Below are 22,452 nucleotides of genomic sequence, written 5' to 3' on the forward strand. Positions count from 1 at the left end.
CAACGGCAATACAATCGATTGCTTCTATTACAGAATAAGCAACAGTAAATAAGTTGTTATGCAAAGTAAAATAATTGGTTACAGATAAAAGACAGGATTTTGAGTTTTTTTTAGATGGTGATGTGACAGATATCTCTAAATTTTCTTTTTTTTAATAAATACAAAAATATTTTGAGGGCAGGATATTCTGCCCTCTGAATGATTACTCTGTGAGCGTTTTAACGCCGTCTGCTGTACCAACCAGCACAACATTGGCGCCGCGATTAGCAAAAAGACCAACCGTTACCACACCAGGAATGGCATTGATTTTGTTTTCTAGCGCAACAGGGTCAACGATGGATAGGTTATGAACATCCAAAATGTCATTGCCATTATCCGTCACGACATTTTCACGATAAACCGGCGTGCCGCCCAATTTAACCAATTCACGGGCAACATGAGCGCGAGCCATGGGAATAACCTCAACCGGCAGTGGGAATTTACCCAACACATCGACTTGCTTAGAGGCATCGATAATGCAAATAAATTTCTCTGCAACTGCAGCAATGATTTTTTCCCGGGTCAATGCAGCGCCCCCACCTTTGATCATCTGCATCTGGTCATTGATTTCATCCGCACCATCAACATAAACGCCCAAAGTATCAACATCATTACAATCAAATACGGGAATACCGAGACTTTTTAATTTTTCAGTTGAAGCCTCTGAACTCGATACTGCACCTTCAATTTTATCTTTGATCGTGCCCAATGCATCAATAAAATGCGCTGCCGTTGAACCCGTACCAACACCGACGATTGTACCGGGTTTGACATATTCCAATGCTGCCCAACCTACTGCTTTTTTCAGTTCATCCTGAGTCATATCAATCACAGCCTATAATCAGTTACAAGGAAAAATCTGACGGCTAGTATAAACAATATTGCCTCTTCCCACGAAAAAATATGGCATAGTGCTAGGCAGGCAAATAAACACAGGCTTTACAACCGGAGAATTTTATTTTTAATGAAACGTCCTGATTATCGATCACTACAAGCACTGGATGCAGTGATCCGAGAACGTGGTTTCGAGCGGGCGGCACAAAAACTTTGTATCACCCAATCCGCAGTATCCCAGCGGATCAAACAATTAGAAAATTTGTTTGGCCAACCACTGTTGGTTCGCACCGTACCTCCCCGCCCCACAGAGCAAGGGCAGAAATTGCTCGCGCTATTACATCAGGTAGAGTTATTGGAAGCACAATGGCTTGGTGACGAAAATGGTAGTGATACTCCGCTACTGCTCTCTCTCGCAGTGAATGCGGACAGTTTGGCAACCTGGCTTTTGCCGGCCCTTCATCCGGTTTTATCTGATTTGCCTATTCGATTAAATATTCAAGTGGAAGATGAAACCCGAACGCAGGAGCGCTTACGGCGTGGAGAGGTTGTCGGAGCGGTTAGTATTCAATCTCAGCCTTTGCCAAGTTGTCTGGTGGATAAATTAGGTGCTCTCGATTATCTCTTTGTGGCTTCACCAAAATTTGCTGACCGTTTTTTCGCAAATGGGGTGACTCGTTCCGCATTATTGAAAGCACCAGCGGTTGCATTTGACCACTTGGATGATATGCATCAGGCGTTTTTACAACAACATTTTGATTTATCGCCGGGCAGTGTTCCTTGTCATATTGTCAATTCCTCAGAAGCGTTTGTTCAATTGGCAAAACAAGGCTCGACCTGCTGTATGATCCCTCACTTACAAATCGACAAAGAACTACAGGCGGGAGAATTGGTTGATTTGACCCCTGGCTTATACCAGCGCCGCATGCTTTATTGGCATCGCTTTGCCCCAGAAAGCGGAGCAATGAGGAAAGTCACTGACGCCCTGCTGAAATTAGGGCGCCAAATGTTACGTCAAGACGATGATGATCATTAACGTTGCAATTCAAAAACCGCGTCAACGTGATCGGAGAACTCAATGCTCTGAGGCTCATAAGTTTCATTGGCTGCATCTGACGCAGGTGCTGCCATCAAGGCTGCCTGATATTTCAGGCGGCTCATTGGCGCAGCCACGGCTTCAGGAGCACGGTAATTGATGCTATAGACTGGCCCCAGTTTGCCATTGAATCCTTTTGCCAACGCAGTAGCCTGTTGAATAGCATTATCAATTGCTTTTTGTCTGGCTTCATCACGATAACGCTGTGGGTTATCAACGCTGAATTGGATAGAATTAATTTCGTTCAGCCCTGCTTTTAAAGCGCCATCCAACAATGTATTCAGTTGGTCTAATTTATGAACTTTAACTTCAACTGAGCGCGAAGCACGGTAACCCGTAATAGTTGATTTGTTAGTTTTCTGATCATATTGATATTCTGGCTGAGTGCGTAAGTTAGCAGCATCAATATCTTTCTTGTCGATGCCGCTGTTTTTCAGAAAATCAAAATATTTTGCGACACGACTATCTACTTTTTTCTTCGCATCTGCCGCACTTTTTTGAGTTTCACTTACATTGATAATTAAAGTAGCCATATCTGGTGTCGCTTTAATTACCGAGTTACCAGATGTAGAAATATGTGGAACAGAAGGTAATTCAGCTGCTGAAGCCGTCATCGCCGACAGACCTCCAAGAGCCATCATTGCGGCCAATACCAGTGATTTATGTTTCACAAAACCTCCTTCAAATACAGCAAGTTTACATTAATTGATGCTTTCAGAAACATTAGCATACTATCTATAAAGAAGTATCGTTATCAGTAAAAAATCTGTAAGCCCTGCTTAATTAATCCCCAAGCGATATACCACATTACACTGCCAACAAAAATATTAATAATTCGTTGTGACTTGGGTTGGTTTAATACAGGTGAGAGCCATGAAGACAAAAGCGACAACGCAAAAAACCAGCTAATTGATGCCATGACAGCCCCAAAAACGAACCATGATCGAAATTCCGCTGATAATTGCCCACCGATGCTTCCCAGTACCACAAAAGTATCCAAATAGACATGAGGATTCAGCCAAGTCACTGCAAACAGCGTTATGATGACCCGCCAACGGTTTTGGACTACGTTTTCAGCATAGAAAAGTTCGGTATTGGCAAATAAAGCTGTGCGGAAAGCGCCCCATCCATACCACAATAAAAATGCAACACCACCCCATGTTACGGCCTGTAGCAGAAACGGTGATTGTCCAAGCAAGGCGCTTCCGCCAAAGACCCCGGCTGTCATGAGTAAGGCATCACTGATAGAGCATAATGTTGCACTCATTAAATGAAATTGTTTTCTGCTTCCCTGTTGCATAACAAATACATTTTGTGGGCCAAGTGGAATGATCATTGCAGCACTGAGGAAAAAACCCTGCATTAAGATCGATAACATGCAAAAATCCCTAATAATTATTCAGCTTGATTCGGTATAAATGCATATTAGTCAATATAAGACATTAGAAGAAATGAATAATATTTATCTACCATTAGAAAAAGTGATGATACTTGTGGGCGGGAAGAAATCACTGGATTTGGTGTGAGCATCATTGTTCTCACACCAATATTTTCACAGCCATATCCTCACACTAATATGGCTCGGCTCTTACGGCTAACGCCGTTTAAATTGTAACTTTATAGGCTACGCTCACACATTCCGGCTGTCGGTATTTTTCTGTGAAGCGATTTGTTGCTGGTGTTGCTGGTGCAGATAAACATCCATTTGTGGGAACGGAATGCCGATATTATGCTTGTCCAGGGCACGTTTAAAGTTTTCCATCAGATCCCAGTACACATCCCAGGCATCACCATTAACTGTCCATACACGAACAACAAAGTTCAACGAGGAATGTGCCATTTCATGCAATCGGACTGTGACGCCTTTTTCATGCTGGATACGCTTATCTTCTTTAATGACATCGCCCAGCACTTTTTTCACTTCATCAATATCCGCATTATATGCTACTCCCACGATGATCTGTGTACGGCGGTTAGGCTCACGGCTTATATTGATAATGTTGTCGGCAATAATCTTACCGTTGGGGATAACAATGATGCGATCATCTGCTGTACGTAATGTCGTAGAGAAAATTTGCACTTGCATAACGGTTCCTTCCACAGCACCGATAGTGACATATTCACCCGTGCGAAGTGGGCGAAAAAGGACTAATAACACACCTGCGGCAAAGTTAGATAACGATCCCTGCAATGCCAAGCCCACAGCCAAACCTGCGGCACCGATTACTGCAATGACGGATGCCGTCTGAATGCCCAATTTCCCAAGAACAGCGATAATCGTAAATGCGATAACAGCATAACGGATAATTGCAGACAAAAAGTCGGCAATAGTCGTGTCGATATCACGCAATGACATAACACGCTTAACGGTTTTACTGACTACTTTCGCAATAAATAAACCAACAATAAGGATCAGAATGGCTGATACAATATTCACTGCATACTGGATCAATAAATCCTGATTGTTGGTAAACCAGCCCGCTGCTTTATTAATCTCATGCGACAAATTTAGCTCTTCCATACAAAGTCCACCATTATTGTTGGAACCTATTTCACTTGGTGTCATTAATAGTTATGAACACCGTCAGTTAGCATAGGTTCCTGTTCATAAAACAGAAAAATGACGATTATAATATACACAATGGCAATACAAACGCTTGCAACATATCCAATGTTCATCACACACGAAAGTGATGGAGTGTCGATTATGACAGAAAGCTATCACAGGTTGAACATTTGTACTTACGTTTGATTCTTTTGCAAAATAAATGCCCTGTAATCATCGAGCATACCGATAAAATCGTCTGTTCCGCAGAAAGCCAGGCTTTCGTTATCGTAATAACTCATGCCTTCTTCTATCAATTCAGTATCAAACTGGAGTTGATTGGCCCTGATCATTATCTCATCTTCACTCATTAATAGAGTGTATTCATGCCCCTCCAACTGCCACTGTTTTTCACTGCCTTTAATATCACCCAATGCAGCAATGATTTTATCCAAAACGCTTAAATCACCTTTTACTTCTTCATTCAGCCAATGACCAATAGCTTCATGATCCATCGAAAAAAAGGTTGTTACCTGACCAGCAATATCCTGCGTAAATTCATATTCCATTACGCACCTCCACTATTTTTCTGCTTATACCTTTCGTTTTTCAAATTGCCTCTTTGTTGGCTGTGCTCATGCACCCCACTCACCGTTTTTATAAACATACAGTTATCTGCGCTCCCGGGGATGCCTTTCACCGGAGCCTAGCCCTTGCCTCCGCGATGCAACTTGAAATCCATTGCGTATATACCAAACCAACATTTCTGGATTTTAAACATTTCCATTCATCCCACCTCAGAGGTAGTCCACAAACTGACACAAAACTCCCTGAATTACACACAAAAAAAAGGAGGCTTTCGCCTCCTCATTATGCAATATACTTTTTTATACTGCGGTTTGGAAGATGACATCTTCCGCTTTTTCTGTGTATTGATTCAATTGATCAAAATTCAGATAGCGATAAGTATCTGCCGCAGTTTCATCAACTTTATCCATAAATTGCAAATATTCTTCAGGCGTTGGCAAACGACCTAATAACGATGCCACAGCAGCTAATTCAGCTGAAGCCAAGTAAACATTTGCACCTGAACCGAGGCGGTTCGGGAAGTTACGGGTTGATGTGGATACCACGGTTGCACCATCGGCTACACGTGCCTGATTCCCCATGCACAATGAACAACCAGGGATCTCAATGCGTGCGCCACTCTTGCCAAAGATACTGTAATAACCTTCTTCCGTTAACTGGGCTGCATCCATTTTGGTTGGAGGAGCGACCCACAAACGAGTTGGCAACTGGCCTTTATGTTGATCCAGCAATTTGCCCGCAGCACGGAAATGGCCGATGTTGGTCATGCAAGAGCCGATAAAGACTTCATCAATTTTACTGTTAGCCACTGCTGATAGCAGGCGTGCATCATCCGGATCGTTTGGAGCACACAAAATAGGCTCTTTGATATCAGCCAGATCGATTTCAATCACGGCAGCATATTCAGCGTCAGCATCCGCTTCCAGCAATTGAGGATCTTTCAGCCAGTTTTCCATACCAATAATACGGCGTTCCAGTGTCCGGCGATCGCCATAGCCTTCCGCAATCATCCACTTCAGCAATACCACATTCGATTGCAGGTATTCAATGATAGGATCTTTATCCAGCTTAATGGTACAACCTGCGGCAGAACGCTCTGCAGATGCATCTGCTAATTCAAATGCCTGCTCAACTTTAAGCTCTGGCAGACCTTCGATTTCAAGAATGCGGCCAGAAAAAATGTTCTTCTTGCCTTTCTTCTCTACAGTCAGCAAGCCTTGCTGAATTGCATAGTAAGGTATCGCATGAACCAGATCGCGCAACGTGATGCCAGGTTGCATTTTCCCTTTAAAACGAACCAAAACAGATTCAGGCATATCCAACGGCATCACGCCTGTTGCTGCAGCAAAGGCCACCAAGCCGGAGCCTGCCGGGAAAGAGATGCCAATAGGGAAACGAGTGTGAGAATCACCGCCTGTACCGACAGTGTCCGGCAACAGCATACGGTTCAGCCATGAATGGATAATCCCATCTCCCGGACGCAGTGATACCCCACCACGGTTCATGATAAAGTCAGGCAAAGTATGGTGTGTTGTTACATCAACAGGTTTTGGATAAGCCGCAGTGTGACAAAATGACTGCATGACCAAATCCGCAGAGAATCCCAGACACGCCAGATCTTTCAGTTCATCGCGAGTCATTGGCCCTGTAGTATCCTGAGAACCTACGGAAGTCATCTTAGGCTCACAATATTCTCCCGGGCGGATGCCTGCTGTGCCGCAAGCACGGCCAACCATTTTCTGAGCCAGTGAGAAACCACGATCGCTTTTTGCAACTTCTTTTGCCTGACGGAAAACATCACTGTGCGGCAACTTCAGAGATTCACGAGCCTTTCCGGTCAAACCGCGCCCGATAATCAGCGGAATACGGCCTCCGGCGCGCACTTCATCAATGAGTACATCAGTTTTCAATTCAAAAGTAGCCAGTAACTCATTTGTTTCATGATGACGGATTTCACCTTTATAAGGATAAATATCAATCACATCACCCATATTGAGTTTGGATACATCCACTTCAATTGGCAAAGCACCAGCATCTTCCATCGTATTGAAGAAAATGGGGGCAATCTTTCCACCCAATACTACGCCGGCACCGCGTTTATTTGGCACAAACGGAATATCTTCACCCATGAACCACAGCACAGAGTTAGTTGCTGATTTACGGGAAGAACCAGTACCAACAACATCCCCAACATAGGCCAGTGGATAGCCTTTCTGATTCAATGTTTCGATTTGTTTAATCGGGCCTACAGCACCAGCTTGATCAGGTTCGATACCTTCGCGGGCATTCTTGAGCATTGCCAGGGCATGTAGAGGGATATCGGGGCGTGACCAAGCATCAGGGGCTGGAGAGAGATCATCAGTGTTAGTTTCACCTGTGACCTTAAAGACTGTAACAGTAATTTTTTCTGCTAACTCAGGGCGTTCGAGGAACCATTCTGCGTCAGCCCATGATTGAATAATCTGTTTAGCGTGAGCGTTACCGGCTTTTGCTTTTTCTTCCACATCATAGAAGCTATCAAACATCAACAGCGTATGAGACAGCGCTTTTGCTGCGATAGGCGCCAGTTTTTCATCATCGAGAGCGTCAATTAAAGCGTGGATATTATACCCGCCCTGCATGGTTCCCAATAATTCTATGGCTTTTTCTTGAGTGACAAGAGGAGAAGCAGCTTCTTTCTTGGCAATAGCGGCCAGAAAACCCGCTTTGACATAAGCTGCTTCATCTACACCAGGGGGAACACGATTGGTCAACAGATCCAGCAGGAAATCTTCTTCACCTTGAGGTGGATTCTTCAGTAATTCGACCAGCGCGGCTGTTTGAGCTGCGTCTAACGGTTTAGGGACGATGCCTTGAGCTGCACGCTCGGCTACGTGCTTGCGGTATTCTTCTAGCACGACATACTCCTCGCTCTCATTGTCATTTTATACACCCGGCTGTCTGCACCCGGTAACGATCATTGAAAACGCTTATCCAAAAACAATCAGCTAAAACGATCGTTGAGGGTGCCAGGTCAGAGGATTTTGCTCGCATAACATTAGAATTATGCCCAGCTTTGCGCGCTTAGCATACCAAAATTTGAATGGCATGTTAATTCATTCACATAAAATCAACATTAAACGACGATAAAATTCTAGATAAGAGCTACTTAAGCGTGTATGTCAGGTAAATGTTCTGTTTTTTTCTGATGCCTTTTGAAAAGGCTGAATTTTATTCTTCCATTTTTTCCAACTCTCTTCTTTTTATCATCAAGAAACTTGAAGGATATCCCATGTTTCCTATAAAAATAATTGAATATTAAACTTATTTTATTGTGATGTTATAAAATGCTCTCGGACATTTAAATGCTGACATAGCTTACCACAACTCCCCATAAATTTTCCTAACCAGAAGTTTATGTGAAAACATTTAGAAATCTTTAATATCCTGCACATTTTAAAAAATTTACATTCTGGTTGATTGACATAAAAAGTAACAATAATAGCTGGATAATAATTTTAAAAAAGTGTATTAAATTTTGAGGTACTACTTTGTCTATTTATCTCCAGAAAAAACCGTTTCCTATTTTATCCAATGTATTTTTTATATTAATTAAATTTCAACATGCACAAGGATGCTTACATAGGAAATCAAGGTATCTCAATTTTCTGTTAAGGAGGAGAGCATGCAACCTGATGATAAAACCACACTTAATGATACTGCATCCAACAATATTGTACCAGCCAGCACCAATAATGCTTTCACTGAAAAAACGTATGCTAATTATCAAGCCATAATTAAAGAAGTTTCAAAACATGATATGTTATCAGAACTAGAACGATTAAAAGCAAATGAAATGGCAGACGCAGCCAACCAAGATATAAAACGACATAGTGCGTTTCAACAAACAGCCAATTCAATAAAAAACATATATGGTAACCAAGGAATTAATGGAGGGATAGATACTCACCGCTATTTTATCTGTACCAGTGAAAATAAAACCGTCGGAATTATTATTTTTATTTCATCATCAAGCAATACTTCTGGATATAATACCCCTGATCGAATCGGATATATATTGACTCACCCTGGCCGTCGGGGTTATGGAAGATTATTGATTGAGCATGCGGTCAATATCTCTATGACATTAAATCATACAGGGGATTTAATATTAGATGCAGAACCCTACGCCACTCCTATCTATCAAAAAATAGGTTTTTCAATCACAAACAGTAATAATGATTTTGATGCAATAGAAATGAAACTAATCCCATCAGAAAGTCGCCTGTGGAAAAGAACACCTGATGGTTATCAATTCATTAAACATTCACCTGGTTCTCTATGGAGATGCTATATTTTGTAAAGTAGTCAAATAAACTGGAGATTTTTGCCATGAAAGATATCCCACCGTTGAAAAATATCTCACTGTTTAGTCGCGTTAAATCACTGCTATCTATAAAGCCATCAGCTAAAGAAATATATCAAAGGGAATACGCAACAAAAATTATAGAAGTGAATAAAGATCAAATGCTAAGGCATCTTTATCGTATTAATCAAGATTCCTCTAACTGGCACAAAGGGCTAGGTGTAATCGATAGTAATAGTGAGTATGCCATTAGACAACAATCTTTTGAAGCTGTATATAAAGGAATAGAAAGGGAACACCAACATTCCTTGTTGTCAACCCTCCCTTCAACTTCAGGGCATCGATATTTTGTCTGCACCATACAAAATAATATGCCTGTTGGTATTATGGTATTTTTACCAGGTACATCTGAATATAGTTATGGGAAGCCAGATTACATAGATTATCTGCTCACACACCCCGGTATTAAAAGTATTGGAAGTTTGCTGGTTGAAAAAGCGGTGGAGTCATTAACCAACGATGAGCTACGGGTAAATGCAAAGCATTCTTCTACCCCTTTTTACACAGAATTAGGATTTACTAGGTCAGGGGGCTCTAATAACAATACAGTCTCAATGGTGTTAGTACCTAAAGAAAGTGAAAAATGGGAAATGGTTAATAACGTCTATCGATTAAAGAAATATATATAAACTTCCTTTCTAAAAGTTCTCAAATGCATTTATTATCACTCAATAAAAACGGTTTCTATCAGAAGCCGTTTCCACCACATTTAACATAATAAATTCGTTACACTTACTAACAAAATAAAAAAATCACAATTAAATAATCGACATAATTTATATAGACAACAATTGTATAAAACGAGATAAAACAGAAAGAAAAAGAAACATAAAGATATAGCATGCTTAAAAAATATGGATTTCAGGATATAATTTTATATTCTGCATATAAAATACCTAGTAAGCACAAAATGTTACATATAAATTATCTAAGAAGCACAAAAAGCCCATAAATCATAAGACAAAATAACCAATAATGGCGACGGAAATAAACAAAAAGACAATAATCATGTAACAAAAAAAGACTTAATAATTTTATGCATGGAGGAAAAAATTCCCGATAAAACACCATAATTAGCTTATAATTGCTGAGGCTAGCACTAGGGCTTTGCATAATACTCAACAGAAACTGTTGTTCTTGAATTTCATTTTCAAGTTCACAACATAGTGCTTATTTTTCTATTTGAAGTTAAAAGATCAATGAAATTAACCTATCGAATCAATAAAAAACTAATAAAAAAACAGTAAAAATGCACTTCAAATAAGAAAAGATAATGGTGTAATAAAAAACGACTCGATTTATAAAAAAATCAATCATCAACTAACTCGGTGAGAATTTACTTTTTTATCCATTCGATACATTGAAGGAATATATAATGAATCTTGATTTATTTAATCCACAAGATAATTTACCAAACACAGAAAAAGCATTTACTCTATTTCCCCAGTTGAAAAAAATTTATGCTGCTCTGGGTAATACACCGTTAATTTCAGTGCCCTCACCTGAGGGAAAAGCCTCAATTCTTGCCAAACTTGAATCTGAGAACCCGTTTGGTTCTGTGAAAGATCGAGTCGCCTTTGGTTTATTTTGTGACGCCATCAATAAACATGATTTTTCTCAAGGGGAACTAAAATTACTTGATGCTTCTGGCGGCAATATGGCTAAAGCATTAGCTAATTTGGGTTATATGTGTGACATTCCTGTACATGTAGCCATTCCTGATTCCGCTTCAGAAGAGTTAATCGAGGAATTAAAAGCGACCAACGCCACTATTACACCTGTAGATCACAACCTTTTCCTGATGGGCGTTCTTGCCCGTGGTCAGCAAATCGCACATGAAGACAGCAGTTGGACACTCCTCGCCCAACATATCAATATGGTGAACACCTCAATGCATCAATACCAAACCGGAGAAGAAATTCTGCGACAATTAAATGGTAGCCATGCTGATGGTTGGGTGGCAGCGGTAGGAACAGGTGGTACGTTTGCAGGTGTAAGCGCTGCGCTACGTCAGGATAATCCTCAACTGACCGTTATGGCGAGCACAACGAAGGAATTACCATACGGGTCACTTGCAGCGCCTAACGGGAAGAAAAAATTTATGGGTGCCGGTGGTTTCGGCTGGGGTTTCCGTCAGCCTTTTATCAAAAAATTCATGCCAGAAGAACCACAATTCAACCCGGTCTCCTATGAAGAAGCAATTACCGCAATGTATGAGTTTTACCATCTGACCGGCATAAAAATTGGCTCGTCATCAGCAGCAAACTGGAAAACGGCATGGAAACTTGCAGAAACTATGACAAGTGACCAGAAAGTAGTAACACTGTTTGCTGACGCCGGAAATGATGCTGAAAGAGAGCAAGGCCGCGAATGGTTTAATCAACCCAAAACGTCAAAAGCATAACTCACGTTTTATTGATACCTTAATGACATGGCAAAATGAAAACGGCTCCCATATGGAAGCCGTTTTCGATGAATGCCTAATCTATGGCAAAAGAGAAAAGATTATTTCTTTTTCTTTGCTTTTGGATTTGGCAAATCAGTGATGCTGCCTTCATAAATTTCAGCAGCCATACCGATTGATTCATACAGTGTTGGGTGAGCGTGGATAGTCAGAGCGATATCTTCTGCATCACAACCCATTTCGATAGCCAGACCGATTTCACCCAGCAGTTCGCCACCGTTAGTACCAACAATAGCACCACCGATAACACGGTTAGTGTCTTTATCGAAAATCAGTTTGGTCATACCATCTGAACAATCAGAAGCGATTGCACGGCCAGAAGCTGCCCATGGGAAAGTCGCAGTTTCGTAATTGATGCCTTTCTCTTTCGCTTCTTTCTCAGTCAGGCCAACCCATGCAACTTCTGGTTCAGTGTAAGCAATGGATGGAATAACTTTAGGATCGAAGTAGTGTTTCTTGCCAGAGATAACTTCAGCAGCAACATGACCTTCGTGAACACCTTTATGTGCCAGCATTGGCTGACCAACGATATCACCGATAGCGAAGATGTGCGGTACGTTAGTACGCATTTGCTTATCAACATTGATAAAGCCACGCTCATCAACTTCAACGCCGGCTTTACCTGCATCCAAAGATTTACCGTTTGGTACACGACCGATAGCAACCAGAACCGCGTCATAACGTTGTGGTTCTGCCGGTGCTTTTTTGCCTTCCATTGTTACGTAGATGCCATCTTCTTTAGCTTCTACCGCAGTCACTTTAGTTTCCAGCATCAGGTTGAACTTCTTGCTGACACGCTTAGTGAATACTTTAACAATGTCTTTGTCCGCAGCAGGAATTACCTGATCGAACATTTCCACCACGTCAATCTGAGAACCCAGAGCGTGGTAAACAGTACCCATTTCCAGACCGATAATACCGCCGCCCATAACCAGCAAGCGTCCCGGAACAGTTTTCAGTTCCAGAGCATCGGTAGAATCCCATACGCGAGGATCATCATGTGGAATGAATGGCAGCTGAATTGGACGTGAGCCCGCTGCGATAATGGCATTATCAAAATTAATCGTTGTTGCGCCGTTCTCGCCTTCAACTACCAGAGTGTTAGCACCGGTAAATTTACCAATACCATTCACAACATTAACTTTACGGCCCTTAGCCATACCGCCCAGACCGCCTGTCAACTGGGAAATTACTTTTTCTTTCCAGAGACGGATCTTGTCGATATCAGTTTGTGGCTCACCAAACACGATACCGTGTTGTGCCAGTGCTTTTGCTTCTTCAATGACTTTTGCAACATGAAGCAGCGCCTTGGATGGGATACAGCCAACATTCAAACAAACACCACCCAGAGTAGAATAACGCTCAACCAGAACGGTATCCAAACCTAAGTCTGCACAACGGAAAGCAGCAGAATACCCAGCAGGGCCTGCACCAAGCACCACTACCTGGGCTTTAATTTCAGTACTCATCATGACCTCTTAATTGTTTGTCCGGCGGGTCAGACGAAAATACTCTTCGTATTTCACATTGCTGCGTTGTTAGCTTTGCGCCCTCACCCCAGGCAGGTACATAGTTATCTATGATTCTGGGGATTCGTTCACTTGCCGCCTAGCTGCAACACGAAATCCATTGAGTAAAAAAACCTTATTCCACCGGGACGTACACACCGCGAGCAGTTTACAGAATTGTAAATAACCTGAAAAGCGCGTTAACGTGACAGAAATCTCAACCTGTCAGATATTAGGAGAAAATATCTGTCACGGCAGTAATCATTAGGCCGGTATATTTACCGGCCTTTGCATTACATCACCAAACGGCGAATGTCGCTCATCAATTGATTAATATAAGTGATGAAGCGTGCACCGTCAGCTCCGTCGATCACACGGTGGTCGAAAGACAGAGACATAGGCAGGATCAGACGAGGAACGAATTCCTTGCCATTCCAGACAGGTTTCATGGAAGAACGAGACAGACCCATGATTGCCACTTCTGGTGCATTTACAATTGGTGCAAAACCGGTAGTACCGATACCACCCAAGCTGGAGATGGTGAAACATCCACCCTGCATGTCGGATGCAGTCAGCTTACCGGCACGTGCTTTCTTGGAAACTTCAGCCAGTTCTCTGGACAGTTCCATGATGCCTTTCTTGTTGACGCCCTTGAATACAGGAACAACCAGACCGTTAGGCGTATCAACCGCGATACCGATGTTGACGTATTTTTTCAGGATCAGCTTCTGGCCATCTTCAGAAATGGAGCTGTTAAAGCGAGGCATTGCTTCCAATGCTTTTGCAGCTGCTTTCATCACGAATACCAGTGGAGTGATCTTCACGCCCAGTTGTTTCTTCTCAGCTTCTTTGTTCTGCTGTTTACGGAATTCTTCAACTTCTGTGATATCCGCTTCATCGAACAAGTTAACATGAGGGATCATGACCCAGTTACGGCTCAAGTTTGCACCAGAGATTTTCTGGATACGGCTCATTTCAACTTCTTCGATTTCACCGAACTTGCTGAAATCAACTTTCGGCCAAGGCAGCATGCCTGGCAGACCGCCGCCCGCAGCAGCAGGTGCTGTTTCTGCGCGCTTGATAGCCTCTTTCACATAAGTCTGAACGTCTTCACGCAGGATACGACCCTTACGGCCAGTACCTTTGACTTTCGCCAGGTTCACGCCAAATTCACGAGCCAGACGACGGATCACTGGAGTTGCATGAACGTAAGCGTCATTTTCTGCGAATTCGTTTTTGCTTTCTGCTGGCTTGCTTGCTGCTGGTGCTGCTTTCGCAGGTGCCGCCGCAGGAGCTGGAGCCGCTGCTGGCGCTGCCGCTGGAGCAGGTGCTGCGCCGGCAACTTCGAATACCATGATAAGAGAGCCCGTTTTAACTTTATCGCCCGCAGCGATTTTGATCTCTTTCACAGTACCTGCGAATGGTGCAGGAACTTCCATGGAAGCCTTGTCACCTTCAACCGTAATCAATGATTGTTCTTCAGCAATGGTGTCGCCGACTTTAACCATGATTTCGGTCACTTCAACTTCATCACCGCCGATATCTGGTACATGAACTTCTTTCGCCGCAGAAGCTGCTGGCGCTGCTGGAGCAGCTACAGGAGCTGCTGCTGGTGCTGCACCAGAACCCGCAACTTCAAATACCATGATAAGAGAGCCAGTTTTAACTTTATCGCCCGCAGCGATTTTGATCTCTTTCACAGTACCTGCGAATGGCGCAGGAACTTCCATGGAAGCCTTGTCACCTTCAACTGTAATCAGTGATTGTTCTTCAGTGATGGTATCACCGACTTTAACCATGATTTCGGTCACTTCAACTTCATCATCACCGATGTCAGGTACATGAACTTCTTTGCTTTCAGCCGCTGCTGGCGCTGCAACCGGAGCTGCCGCTTGCGGTGCTGGCGCAGCTTCTGCTGCACCATTTGCGGATTCGAAAATCATGATCAATTTGCCGGTTTCGACTTTATCGCCAACCGCAATTTTGATTTCTTTAACTACACCCGCCTGTGGAGATGGGACTTCCATGGAAGCCTTGTCACCTTCAACTGTAATCAGTGACTGTTCTGCTTCTACAGTGTCACCCACTTTTACCATGATTTCGGTAACTTCAACTTCATCTGCACCGATATCAGGTACGTTAATTTCAATAGACATTAATCTTTACCTCTTATGCCAGACGTGGGTTAACTTTTTCTGGATTGATGTTGTATTTAGTGATCGCTTCTTCAACCACTTTCACATCAACTTCGCCACGTTTAGCCAATTCACCCAGAGCCGCAACAACCACGTAAGAAGCATCAACTTCAAAGTGATGACGCAGGTTTTCACGGCTGTCAGAACGACCGAAACCATCAGTACCCAATACACGGAATTCGCTTGCAGGAACAAAGTTACGTACTTGTTCTGCGAACAGTTTCATGTAATCGGTTGAAACAACTGCTGGCGCTTCGTTCATGATCTGAGCAATGTAAGGAACGCGAGGCTGTTCTGCTGGGTGCAGCATGTTCCAACGCTCACAATCCTGACCTTCACGAGCCAGTTCAGTGAAGGAAGTTACGCTGTATACGTCAGAGCCGATACCGTATTCGTCAGACAGGATCTTCGCTGCTTCACGGACATGACGCAGGATAGAACCAGAACCCAACAACTGAACTTTGCCTTTACCGCCTTCCAGGCTTTCCAGCTTGTAGATACCTTTACGGATACCTTCTTCAGCGCCTGCTGGCATTGCTGGCATGTGGTAGTTTTCGTTCAGGGTAGTGATGTAGTAGTAGATATTTTCTTGTTTCTCACCATACATACGCTCCAGACCGTCATGCATGATGACAGCCACTTCATAAGCGAATGCTGGGTCATAAGAGATACAGTTAGGAATAGTCAGAGACTGAATGTGGCTGTGGCCATCTTCATGCTGCAAACCTTCACCATTCAGAGTTGTACGACCAGAAGTACCACCGATCAGGAAGCCGCGAGCCTGTTGGTCACCTGCTGCCCAGCACAGATCACCGATACGCTGGAATCCGAACATTGAGTAGTAGATGTAGAATGGGATCATTGGCAGGTTATTGGTGCTGTAAGAAGTTGCAGCAGCCAGCCAAGATGAAGCAGCACCCAGTTCGTTGATACCTTCTTGCAGGATCTGGCCTTTTGCGTCTTCTTTATAGTATGCAACCTGCTCACGGTCTTGCGGAGTATACTGCTGACCATTCGGGCTGTAGATACCGATTTGACGGAACAGACCTTCCATACCGAAAGTACGTGCTTCGTCAGCAATGATTGGAACCAGACGATCTTTGATCGACTTGTTCTTCAGCATAACGTTCAGTGCGCGAACGAAAGCGATGGTAGTAGAAATTTCTTTGGATTGTTCTTCCAGCAGAGAGCTGAAATCTTCCAGAGCTGGGATTTCCAGTTTGTCGTCAAAGTTAACACGACGACTTGGCAGGTAACCACCCAGTGCATTACGACGCTCATGCAGATATTTAGATTCTTCAGAATCTTTGTCGAAAGTCACGAATGGCAGTTCATTGATTTGCTCATCGGATACAGGCACGTTGAAACGATCACGGAACAGACGAACGCCTTCCATGTTCATTTTCTTAACCTGGTGAGCAATGTTTTTACCTTCAGCGGTATCGCCCATACCGTAACCTTTAATGGTCTGAGCCAGGATTACAGTTGGTTTGCCAGTTGTATTCTGCGCTTTGTTCAGTGCAGCGTATACTTTCTTAGGATCGTGACCACCACGGTTCAGAGCCCAGATTTCGTCATCAGTCATATCTTTGACTAATTCCGCAGTTTCTGGGTAACGACCGAAGAAGTGCTCGCGAACGTAAGCGCCATCTTTGGACTTGAATGTCTGATAATCACCGTCCAGCGTTTCGTTCATCAGCTGAACCAGTTTACCGCTGGTATCTTTACGCAGCAGTGCATCCCAACGCTCACCCCACAGGACTTTCAGTACCTGCCAGCCAGCGCCTTCGAAGATGCCTTCCAGTTCGTTAACGATTTTGCCGTTACCGGTTACTGGGCCATCCAGACGTTGCAAGTTACAGTTGATGATAAAGACCAGATTATCCAGTTTTTCACGGGTTGCGATAGTAATCGCACCTTTGGATTCTGGCTCATCCATTTCACCGTCGCCCAAGAAAGCGTAAACGGTTTGTTTGGAGGTATCTTTCAGCCCACGGTTTTCCAGATATTTCAGGAACTTAGCCTGATAGATCGCGGAAATTGGCCCCAGCCCCATAGAAACAGTCGGGAACTGCCAGAAGTCAGGCATCAATTTTGGATGCGGGTAAGAAGACAGACCATTACCACCGATTTCCTGACGGAAATTGTTCATCTGTTCTTCAGCCAGACGGCCTTCAAGGAACGCACGTGCGTAGATACCCGGAGAAATGTGACCCTGGAAGTAAACCAAATCACCGCCATCATTTTCATTGCGAGCGCGGAAGAAGTGGTTAAAACAAACTTCATAAACAGTAGCGGAAGACTGGAAAGAAGCCATGTGGCCACCCAGTTCCAGATCTTTTTTAGATGCACGCAGAACGGTCATTACCGCGTTCCAGCGAATTGCAGAACGGATACGGCGCTCTAAATTCTGGTTGCCAGGGTAAGCTGGTTCATCCTCAACAGGAATAGTGTTGATGTAATTACGACTTGCAGCACCAGCAGCAACGCTAACTCCACCTTTACGAGCTTCATTCAAAACCTGATCAATCAGGAACTGAGCGCGCTCAACACCTTCTTCACGGATGACCGATTCGATCGCCTGCAACCAATCGCGAGTTTCGATCGGATCCACGTCATTTTTCAAAATATCTGACATGGTGTATTCCTTATCTGTTATCTATTTCTAATGATTGTTGGAGCCTATCTTCTGGTCATACCCTTTGACGACAGCCCGTTATGACCGGAAGATAGGCCCTGCTATATGTTGCTGCTAAAACTCTTGAATAAAGAGTTCACAAACTGTACAAACGCAGCAGTCAGGATTTGCACAGTTAAGTTTAAAGCCTACCCATTCAGGAATTTGACTTATAAAGCCCAAGGGACAGGCTCTTATTCCTGGTGTTGCTGGAGCCGCCTCAATGAACGTTCACGACGCGTCTGTTCACGAGTCAGATCCAATAAAACTTCTTCAATAAAGGCCAAGTGGCGATGGGAAGCCTCACGGGCTTTTTCCGGTTCTCTTGCCATAATTGCGTGGAAAATTTCAGCTCGATGAGAACTGACAGCCGCCAGCATCTCTTTACGGGTATAGATGAACTCGAAATTGCTCCTGATATTTTGTTCTAACATCGGGATCATACAACGCAATAAATGCAGCAATACCACATTATGAGCGGCTTCCGTGACAACAAGCTGATATTGCAAGACAGCATCAGATTCCGCATTCACATCACCGCTTTGCTGTGCTTCTTGGATAGCAAAATGGCTTTGTTCAATGCGTTTAAAATCTTCATCCGTTCCTCTCAGGGCAGCATAATAAGCTGCAACCCCTTCCAGCGCGTGCCGCGCTTCGAGAAGATCGAACTGGGATTCTTGATTTTCTGCAATGAGTTGGGCGAGTGGATCGCTGAAACTTTGCCACAGATTATTCTGCACGAAAGTTCCTCCCCCTTGACGACGGAAAAGAAAGCCTTTGGCTTCCAATTTTTGAATGGCTTCGCGCAATGAAGGGCGTGATACTTCGAACTGTTTCGCCAGTTCACGCTCAGGCAGCAGTTTTTCTCCCGGGCGAAGCGAGCCTTCAAGGATGAGCTGCTCAAGACGCTGCTCAATCACATCTGATAACTTTGGTTGGCGAATCTTGCTATAGGCCATATCTGCTGTAAGCCATTCAATGAGTAAATGTTGCTTCGGACTATGCCCTGTTTACCTAAGCCTCGCAGCCTGAATTATAGCCAGCAAGCCAAAAATAACAAGACCGGAGTCAATTGGTAATACCAATTTAGAATACAGGGTCTTAAAGTAACAAAGTATTCACTAGCTGTCTATAAAGACCTTGAGGCAAATCATAAAAATCTGCAAATTTTAACAAATTATTTTAATTTTTATCAGAAAATTATAACCAGAGGGGATTTTTTAGGCAGTAAATCTGACGAGATTTAACGTATGAATAACTCATTGGCTCGATAAAAAACTCGCGGTTATTGCACACTATCACCATAACCGCGAGCTTTCATTAATAAAAAAATTTGTTAACATATTTTATAAATTACTGTTATTAGTCGAAACCCAAAAATCTATAATAAATAGCCAAGGGGATTATTATAATGAATTAATTTTTATATTTAATGGTGACTGTTGGGTAGCTATGATACCCTGATATATTTTGCACATCATAGGTTAATTCAGGTAATTCATAAAGATTAACATCATATGTATTTCCGCCTGCTAGTGGAATATCAAAGTATATAATCATCTTTCTGTCATGTTTATTTGAATCATATTGAGCATGATATGTAACACTACCTTCAAGTCCCGTAAATGGCGAAGTTGATACAGCTATTATAGTAACAGTACTATGGCTAGCAATACTAACTGGTGGATATGGTTCAAAAGTTCCCTCTTTCATATTCAGATCATACTCTCCCCGGGTAAAAGTAATTCCCGTGTTATTTATAAAAGTCATCGTCATTGAAATAAGGCTCATCTTACATTCTCCTTTTTATTCCCCTTAATTTAAAATTAGTATTTATTCACCACATGTCAAATATCCATCAATTATTTATGGAAAAAAATCATAAATAAAAAAATTAACTTCAATAAAATAAAAATCACTTTAGAATTTAAATTCAGTACAAAAATGAAATATAAAAACCCTTGGAAATAAATAAGAAAATAAAAAACGATGAAAAATTAAAAATATTTAACTTCAATAAGTTACACTTAAAATTAAATAGCCAATAAGTTAGTCAGTTTCCATTTAATAAGAAACCATACCTAAAAGTGGAATGTTAGACATATATCACTCATTAATTTAGTTATACCCTTTGTCTTTCAAGTTGCCTCTTTGTTGGCTGTACCCATTCATCCCGGTCACTATTTTTATAAACATACGGTTATCTATGCTCCCAGAGTAATGAAAGGCTCCTGCCTTTCGACTTCTGGTCAGCCTTTGGTTGGGCAAATTCGTTCCCGACGAATTTGTCATTCCTTTGCCACTGCGATGCAATTTGAAATCCATTGGATATATAAGAATGAATATCCGGCCTACTCTACTTCGAAGCTGTGGCTAAAAAGGGATTTGAAAATCAAACCCCTTTTTATTTTTAGTTTAAATGATTATTAAATTCATAACATTTATGAATTTAATATACCTGCCATCTTTTAGGTTGTGCCTTTGCTGGCAGTATCTTGAAACCCACAAGACAGGTTAAATCAGCGCCCCATAAATTGTTAATAACGCAACAATGATAACAATCGTAAATGTCGCTTTTTTAGCTAGACTTACAGCAACGGCAGGTGTTTCCAACAAATTAAGATGAGGCGATTTACTTAATGCGAATTGAGCCAGTTGGCTGACCACTTTATATTGTGACGTGCGAAAATCAGTGAGTGAAGCGATCCAAGCTGGTAAAGCTTTTTCACCATGCCCTAATAATGCATAAGCAATACCAGCCAGACGCGCAGGAAGCCAATCCAGCCAATGCAATATACCATCAACACCAGATTGCGCCCTCTGCACCGCAGTCGCATGTTGTGCCAGCCATCCCTGATAAGCTCTGAGGCAGCTGTATCCCATTAAAATAGCAGGACCAAATTTTCCTAATACCACTAACCAAAAAATCGGCGCGAGATAATAACGAAAATTTATCCAGATTAAAGAATTCTGGATTTCGCGCAGTTGTTCATCTTTTGTATTGTCAGGCGTTGTTCCCTGTATCAGTGTTAAGTGAAACAGGTGATATTTTTGCTGTTCGGGATCTTCATGGCGCACGGCCTGAAGATAGCCGCGGTAGTTATTACGCAACGCACCAGCACCTATACATAACAAGCTGATGATAATACCGAGCAAAATGGCCGGAATGCCAAAAGCTACAGAGTAGAAAAACGCCATGAGTTCCCACGTTAAGAACATGATCAAAAAGGTCACGCCCAAACTACTCCATAATGAATAAGTTTTTACTCTGGTAAAAAGTGGTGCTAAATAACGCTCCAACTGCCAATGGTTTCCCATCTTAAAGACGCGTTCCCATGCCAATATTAACAATAAAATAAAGAGAGTCATTTAGTTAACTCCTTCAATAGTTGCTGATAATGTTCCCAATAAAAATAAGGCCCGGGATCCGTTTTTCTGCCCGGCGCAATATCACTGTGCCCCGTAATGTTGCCCTGTATATCAGGATATTGGCTAATAAGCAGTTGAGTCACTTTGACTAAGGTTATGTACTGAGTTTCCGTGAATGCCACATAATCAGTGCCTTCCAGTTCAATGCCTATCGAAAAATCGTTACATTTCTCACGGCCACAGTAAGAAGAAACTCCGGCATGCCATGCTCTTTTATTGAAAGGAACATACTGCACAACTTCTCCATTACGACGGATTAAGCAATGTGCAGAAACACGCAAGTGTTTGATCTCATCAAAGAAGGGGTCATCGTTCGGGTTTAAGGTACCCATAAATAATTGATCAATATAAGGGCCACCAAACTTTCCGGGAGGCAAGCTGATATTATGAATAATCAGTAGTGATGGAATCTCACCTTCCGGGCGCAAGTCACAATGTGGAGAAATGACTTTCCTTGCGACATCAATCCAACCATCATGCAACTTCATCTATCCCCCCTTACCTGACAATATCATTAATTCTGTTAATATCACGATTTTCATATCGATGCCGATAGGCTTTACCCTGTGAAATATCACTTTTTACAGTGTAACAGCTTAACACTTCCATTCGAAAAATATCTTCCACTGTTTTTTATTTGCAAACAAGCTCGAAAAGTCTTTTGCAAAAAAT

17 protein-coding genes are annotated in these 22,452 nt (G+C 42.5%); 4 read left to right on the top strand and 13 right to left on the bottom strand.

Translation table 11 applies throughout. From position 1 onward, the window contains the following. Positions 1-202: 202 nt before the first annotated feature. A complete protein-coding gene (gene rpiA / locus FE392_RS04345; RefSeq protein ID WP_319929008.1) occupies positions 203-862 on the bottom strand; it encodes a ribose-5-phosphate isomerase RpiA in 660 nt (219 codons plus the stop codon). Between the two features lie 141 nt (positions 863-1,003). Between rpiA and FE392_RS04350 the strand changes: the two genes are divergently transcribed. Then, on the top strand, positions 1,004-1,909 hold the full coding sequence (locus tag FE392_RS04350) for a LysR family transcriptional regulator ArgP (RefSeq protein ID WP_319929009.1): 906 nt from the start codon (positions 1,004-1,006) through the stop codon (positions 1,907-1,909). On the opposite strand, the gene FE392_RS04355 is transcribed toward FE392_RS04350, so the two are convergent. The 5 genes from FE392_RS04355 to acnB all read right to left on the bottom strand — a co-directional run bounded on the left by FE392_RS04355 (position 1,906) and on the right by acnB (position 7,999). Next, the gene (locus FE392_RS04355; RefSeq protein WP_319929011.1) at positions 1,906-2,640 is read right to left on the bottom strand and encodes an oxidative stress defense protein; all 735 of its coding nucleotides are present in this window, start codon (positions 2,638-2,640) and stop codon (positions 1,906-1,908) included. The genes FE392_RS04350 and FE392_RS04355 overlap by 4 nt on opposite strands. 83 nt (positions 2,641-2,723) lie before the next feature. Beyond that, positions 2,724-3,347, bottom strand: coding sequence for an arginine exporter ArgO (gene argO / locus FE392_RS04360; RefSeq protein WP_319929012.1), 624 nt, complete (start codon positions 3,345-3,347; stop codon positions 2,724-2,726). Positions 3,348-3,599: 252 nt separating this feature from the next. Beyond that, entirely contained in the window at positions 3,600-4,490 is an 891-nt protein-coding gene (gene mscS, locus FE392_RS04365) for a small-conductance mechanosensitive channel MscS (RefSeq protein WP_319929013.1), read from the bottom strand. 221 nt (positions 4,491-4,711) lie between these two features. Further along, positions 4,712-5,083, bottom strand: coding sequence for a YacL family protein (locus FE392_RS04370; protein ID WP_319929014.1), 372 nt, complete (start codon positions 5,081-5,083; stop codon positions 4,712-4,714). 318 nt (positions 5,084-5,401) lie between these two features. After that, positions 5,402-7,999 (bottom strand): bifunctional aconitate hydratase 2/2-methylisocitrate dehydratase, encoded by a 2,598-nt coding sequence (gene acnB / locus FE392_RS04375; RefSeq protein ID WP_319929015.1) that lies wholly within the window; start codon positions 7,997-7,999, stop codon positions 5,402-5,404. 767 nt (positions 8,000-8,766) lie between these two features. On the opposite strand from acnB, the gene FE392_RS04380 reads away from it, so the two are divergent. The 3 genes from FE392_RS04380 (at position 8,767) to FE392_RS04390 (ending at position 11,911) form a co-directional block, all read left to right on the top strand. Then, on the top strand, positions 8,767-9,444 hold the full coding sequence (locus FE392_RS04380) for a GNAT family N-acetyltransferase (protein WP_319929016.1): 678 nt from the start codon (positions 8,767-8,769) through the stop codon (positions 9,442-9,444). 29 nt (positions 9,445-9,473) lie between these two features. Next, positions 9,474-10,136 (top strand): hypothetical protein, encoded by a 663-nt coding sequence (locus FE392_RS04385; RefSeq protein ID WP_319929017.1) that lies wholly within the window; start codon positions 9,474-9,476, stop codon positions 10,134-10,136. A gap of 746 nt (positions 10,137-10,882) precedes the next feature. Next, positions 10,883-11,911, top strand: coding sequence for a PLP-dependent cysteine synthase family protein (locus tag FE392_RS04390; RefSeq protein ID WP_319929018.1), 1,029 nt, complete (start codon positions 10,883-10,885; stop codon positions 11,909-11,911). Positions 11,912-12,012: 101 nt separating this feature from the next. Here FE392_RS04390 and lpdA read toward each other — a convergent pair whose 3' ends face one another. From lpdA to ampD, 7 genes are all read right to left on the bottom strand, one after another. Continuing rightward, entirely contained in the window at positions 12,013-13,440 is a 1,428-nt protein-coding gene (lpdA, locus tag FE392_RS04395) for a dihydrolipoyl dehydrogenase (protein WP_319929019.1), read from the bottom strand. A gap of 332 nt (positions 13,441-13,772) precedes the next feature. Further along, positions 13,773-15,635 carry a pyruvate dehydrogenase complex dihydrolipoyllysine-residue acetyltransferase gene (gene aceF / locus FE392_RS04400; RefSeq protein WP_319929020.1) on the bottom strand — a complete coding sequence of 621 codons (1,863 nt, stop codon included), beginning with the start codon at positions 15,633-15,635 and terminating at the stop codon, positions 13,773-13,775. Between the two features lie 13 nt (positions 15,636-15,648). Next, the gene (gene aceE, locus FE392_RS04405; RefSeq protein ID WP_319929021.1) at positions 15,649-18,312 is read right to left on the bottom strand and encodes a pyruvate dehydrogenase (acetyl-transferring), homodimeric type; all 2,664 of its coding nucleotides are present in this window, start codon (positions 18,310-18,312) and stop codon (positions 15,649-15,651) included. A 233-nt stretch (positions 18,313-18,545) separates the two neighbouring features. Then, the gene (pdhR, locus tag FE392_RS04410) at positions 18,546-19,310 is read right to left on the bottom strand and encodes a pyruvate dehydrogenase complex transcriptional repressor PdhR (protein WP_319929022.1); all 765 of its coding nucleotides are present in this window, start codon (positions 19,308-19,310) and stop codon (positions 18,546-18,548) included. Between the two features lie 457 nt (positions 19,311-19,767). Further along, positions 19,768-20,142 (bottom strand): hypothetical protein, encoded by a 375-nt coding sequence (locus tag FE392_RS04415; protein ID WP_319929023.1) that lies wholly within the window; start codon positions 20,140-20,142, stop codon positions 19,768-19,770. A gap of 723 nt (positions 20,143-20,865) precedes the next feature. Next, a complete protein-coding gene (gene ampE, locus FE392_RS04420; protein ID WP_319929024.1) occupies positions 20,866-21,720 on the bottom strand; it encodes a beta-lactamase regulator AmpE in 855 nt (284 codons plus the stop codon). After that, positions 21,717-22,268: a 1,6-anhydro-N-acetylmuramyl-L-alanine amidase AmpD gene (gene ampD / locus FE392_RS04425; protein WP_319929025.1), complete on the bottom strand. Its 552-nt coding sequence runs from the start codon at positions 22,266-22,268 to the stop codon at positions 21,717-21,719. Before ampD ends, ampE begins: the two co-directional genes overlap by 4 nt. Between the last annotated feature and the right edge of the window lie 184 nt (positions 22,269-22,452).

It is taken from the genome of Xenorhabdus santafensis, from assembly GCF_033949405.1.
In the GTDB taxonomy this organism is placed as follows: domain Bacteria; phylum Pseudomonadota; class Gammaproteobacteria; order Enterobacterales; family Enterobacteriaceae; genus Xenorhabdus; species Xenorhabdus santafensis.

Coding starts and splice junctions, on each gene's coding strand:
- pdhR (WP_319929022.1), bottom strand. CDS start 19,310: ATGGCCTATAGCAAGATTCGCCAACCAAAGTTATCAGATGTGATTGAG.
- FE392_RS04380 (WP_319929016.1), top strand. CDS start 8,767: ATGCAACCTGATGATAAAACCACACTTAATGATACTGCATCCAACAAT.
- ampE (WP_319929024.1), bottom strand. CDS start 21,720: ATGACTCTCTTTATTTTATTGTTAATATTGGCATGGGAACGCGTCTTT.
- FE392_RS04385 (WP_319929017.1), top strand. CDS start 9,474: ATGAAAGATATCCCACCGTTGAAAAATATCTCACTGTTTAGTCGCGTT.
- mscS (WP_319929013.1), bottom strand. CDS start 4,490: ATGGAAGAGCTAAATTTGTCGCATGAGATTAATAAAGCAGCGGGCTGG.
- rpiA (WP_319929008.1), bottom strand. CDS start 862: ATGACTCAGGATGAACTGAAAAAAGCAGTAGGTTGGGCAGCATTGGAA.
- lpdA (WP_319929019.1), bottom strand. CDS start 13,440: ATGAGTACTGAAATTAAAGCCCAGGTAGTGGTGCTTGGTGCAGGCCCT.
- ampD (WP_319929025.1), bottom strand. CDS start 22,268: ATGAAGTTGCATGATGGTTGGATTGATGTCGCAAGGAAAGTCATTTCT.
- FE392_RS04415 (WP_319929023.1), bottom strand. CDS start 20,142: ATGAGCCTTATTTCAATGACGATGACTTTTATAAATAACACGGGAATT.
- FE392_RS04370 (WP_319929014.1), bottom strand. CDS start 5,083: ATGGAATATGAATTTACGCAGGATATTGCTGGTCAGGTAACAACCTTT.
- FE392_RS04390 (WP_319929018.1), top strand. CDS start 10,883: ATGAATCTTGATTTATTTAATCCACAAGATAATTTACCAAACACAGAA.
- argO (WP_319929012.1), bottom strand. CDS start 3,347: ATGTTATCGATCTTAATGCAGGGTTTTTTCCTCAGTGCTGCAATGATC.
- aceF (WP_319929020.1), bottom strand. CDS start 15,635: ATGTCTATTGAAATTAACGTACCTGATATCGGTGCAGATGAAGTTGAA.
- FE392_RS04350 (WP_319929009.1), top strand. CDS start 1,004: ATGAAACGTCCTGATTATCGATCACTACAAGCACTGGATGCAGTGATC.
- aceE (WP_319929021.1), bottom strand. CDS start 18,312: ATGTCAGATATTTTGAAAAATGACGTGGATCCGATCGAAACTCGCGAT.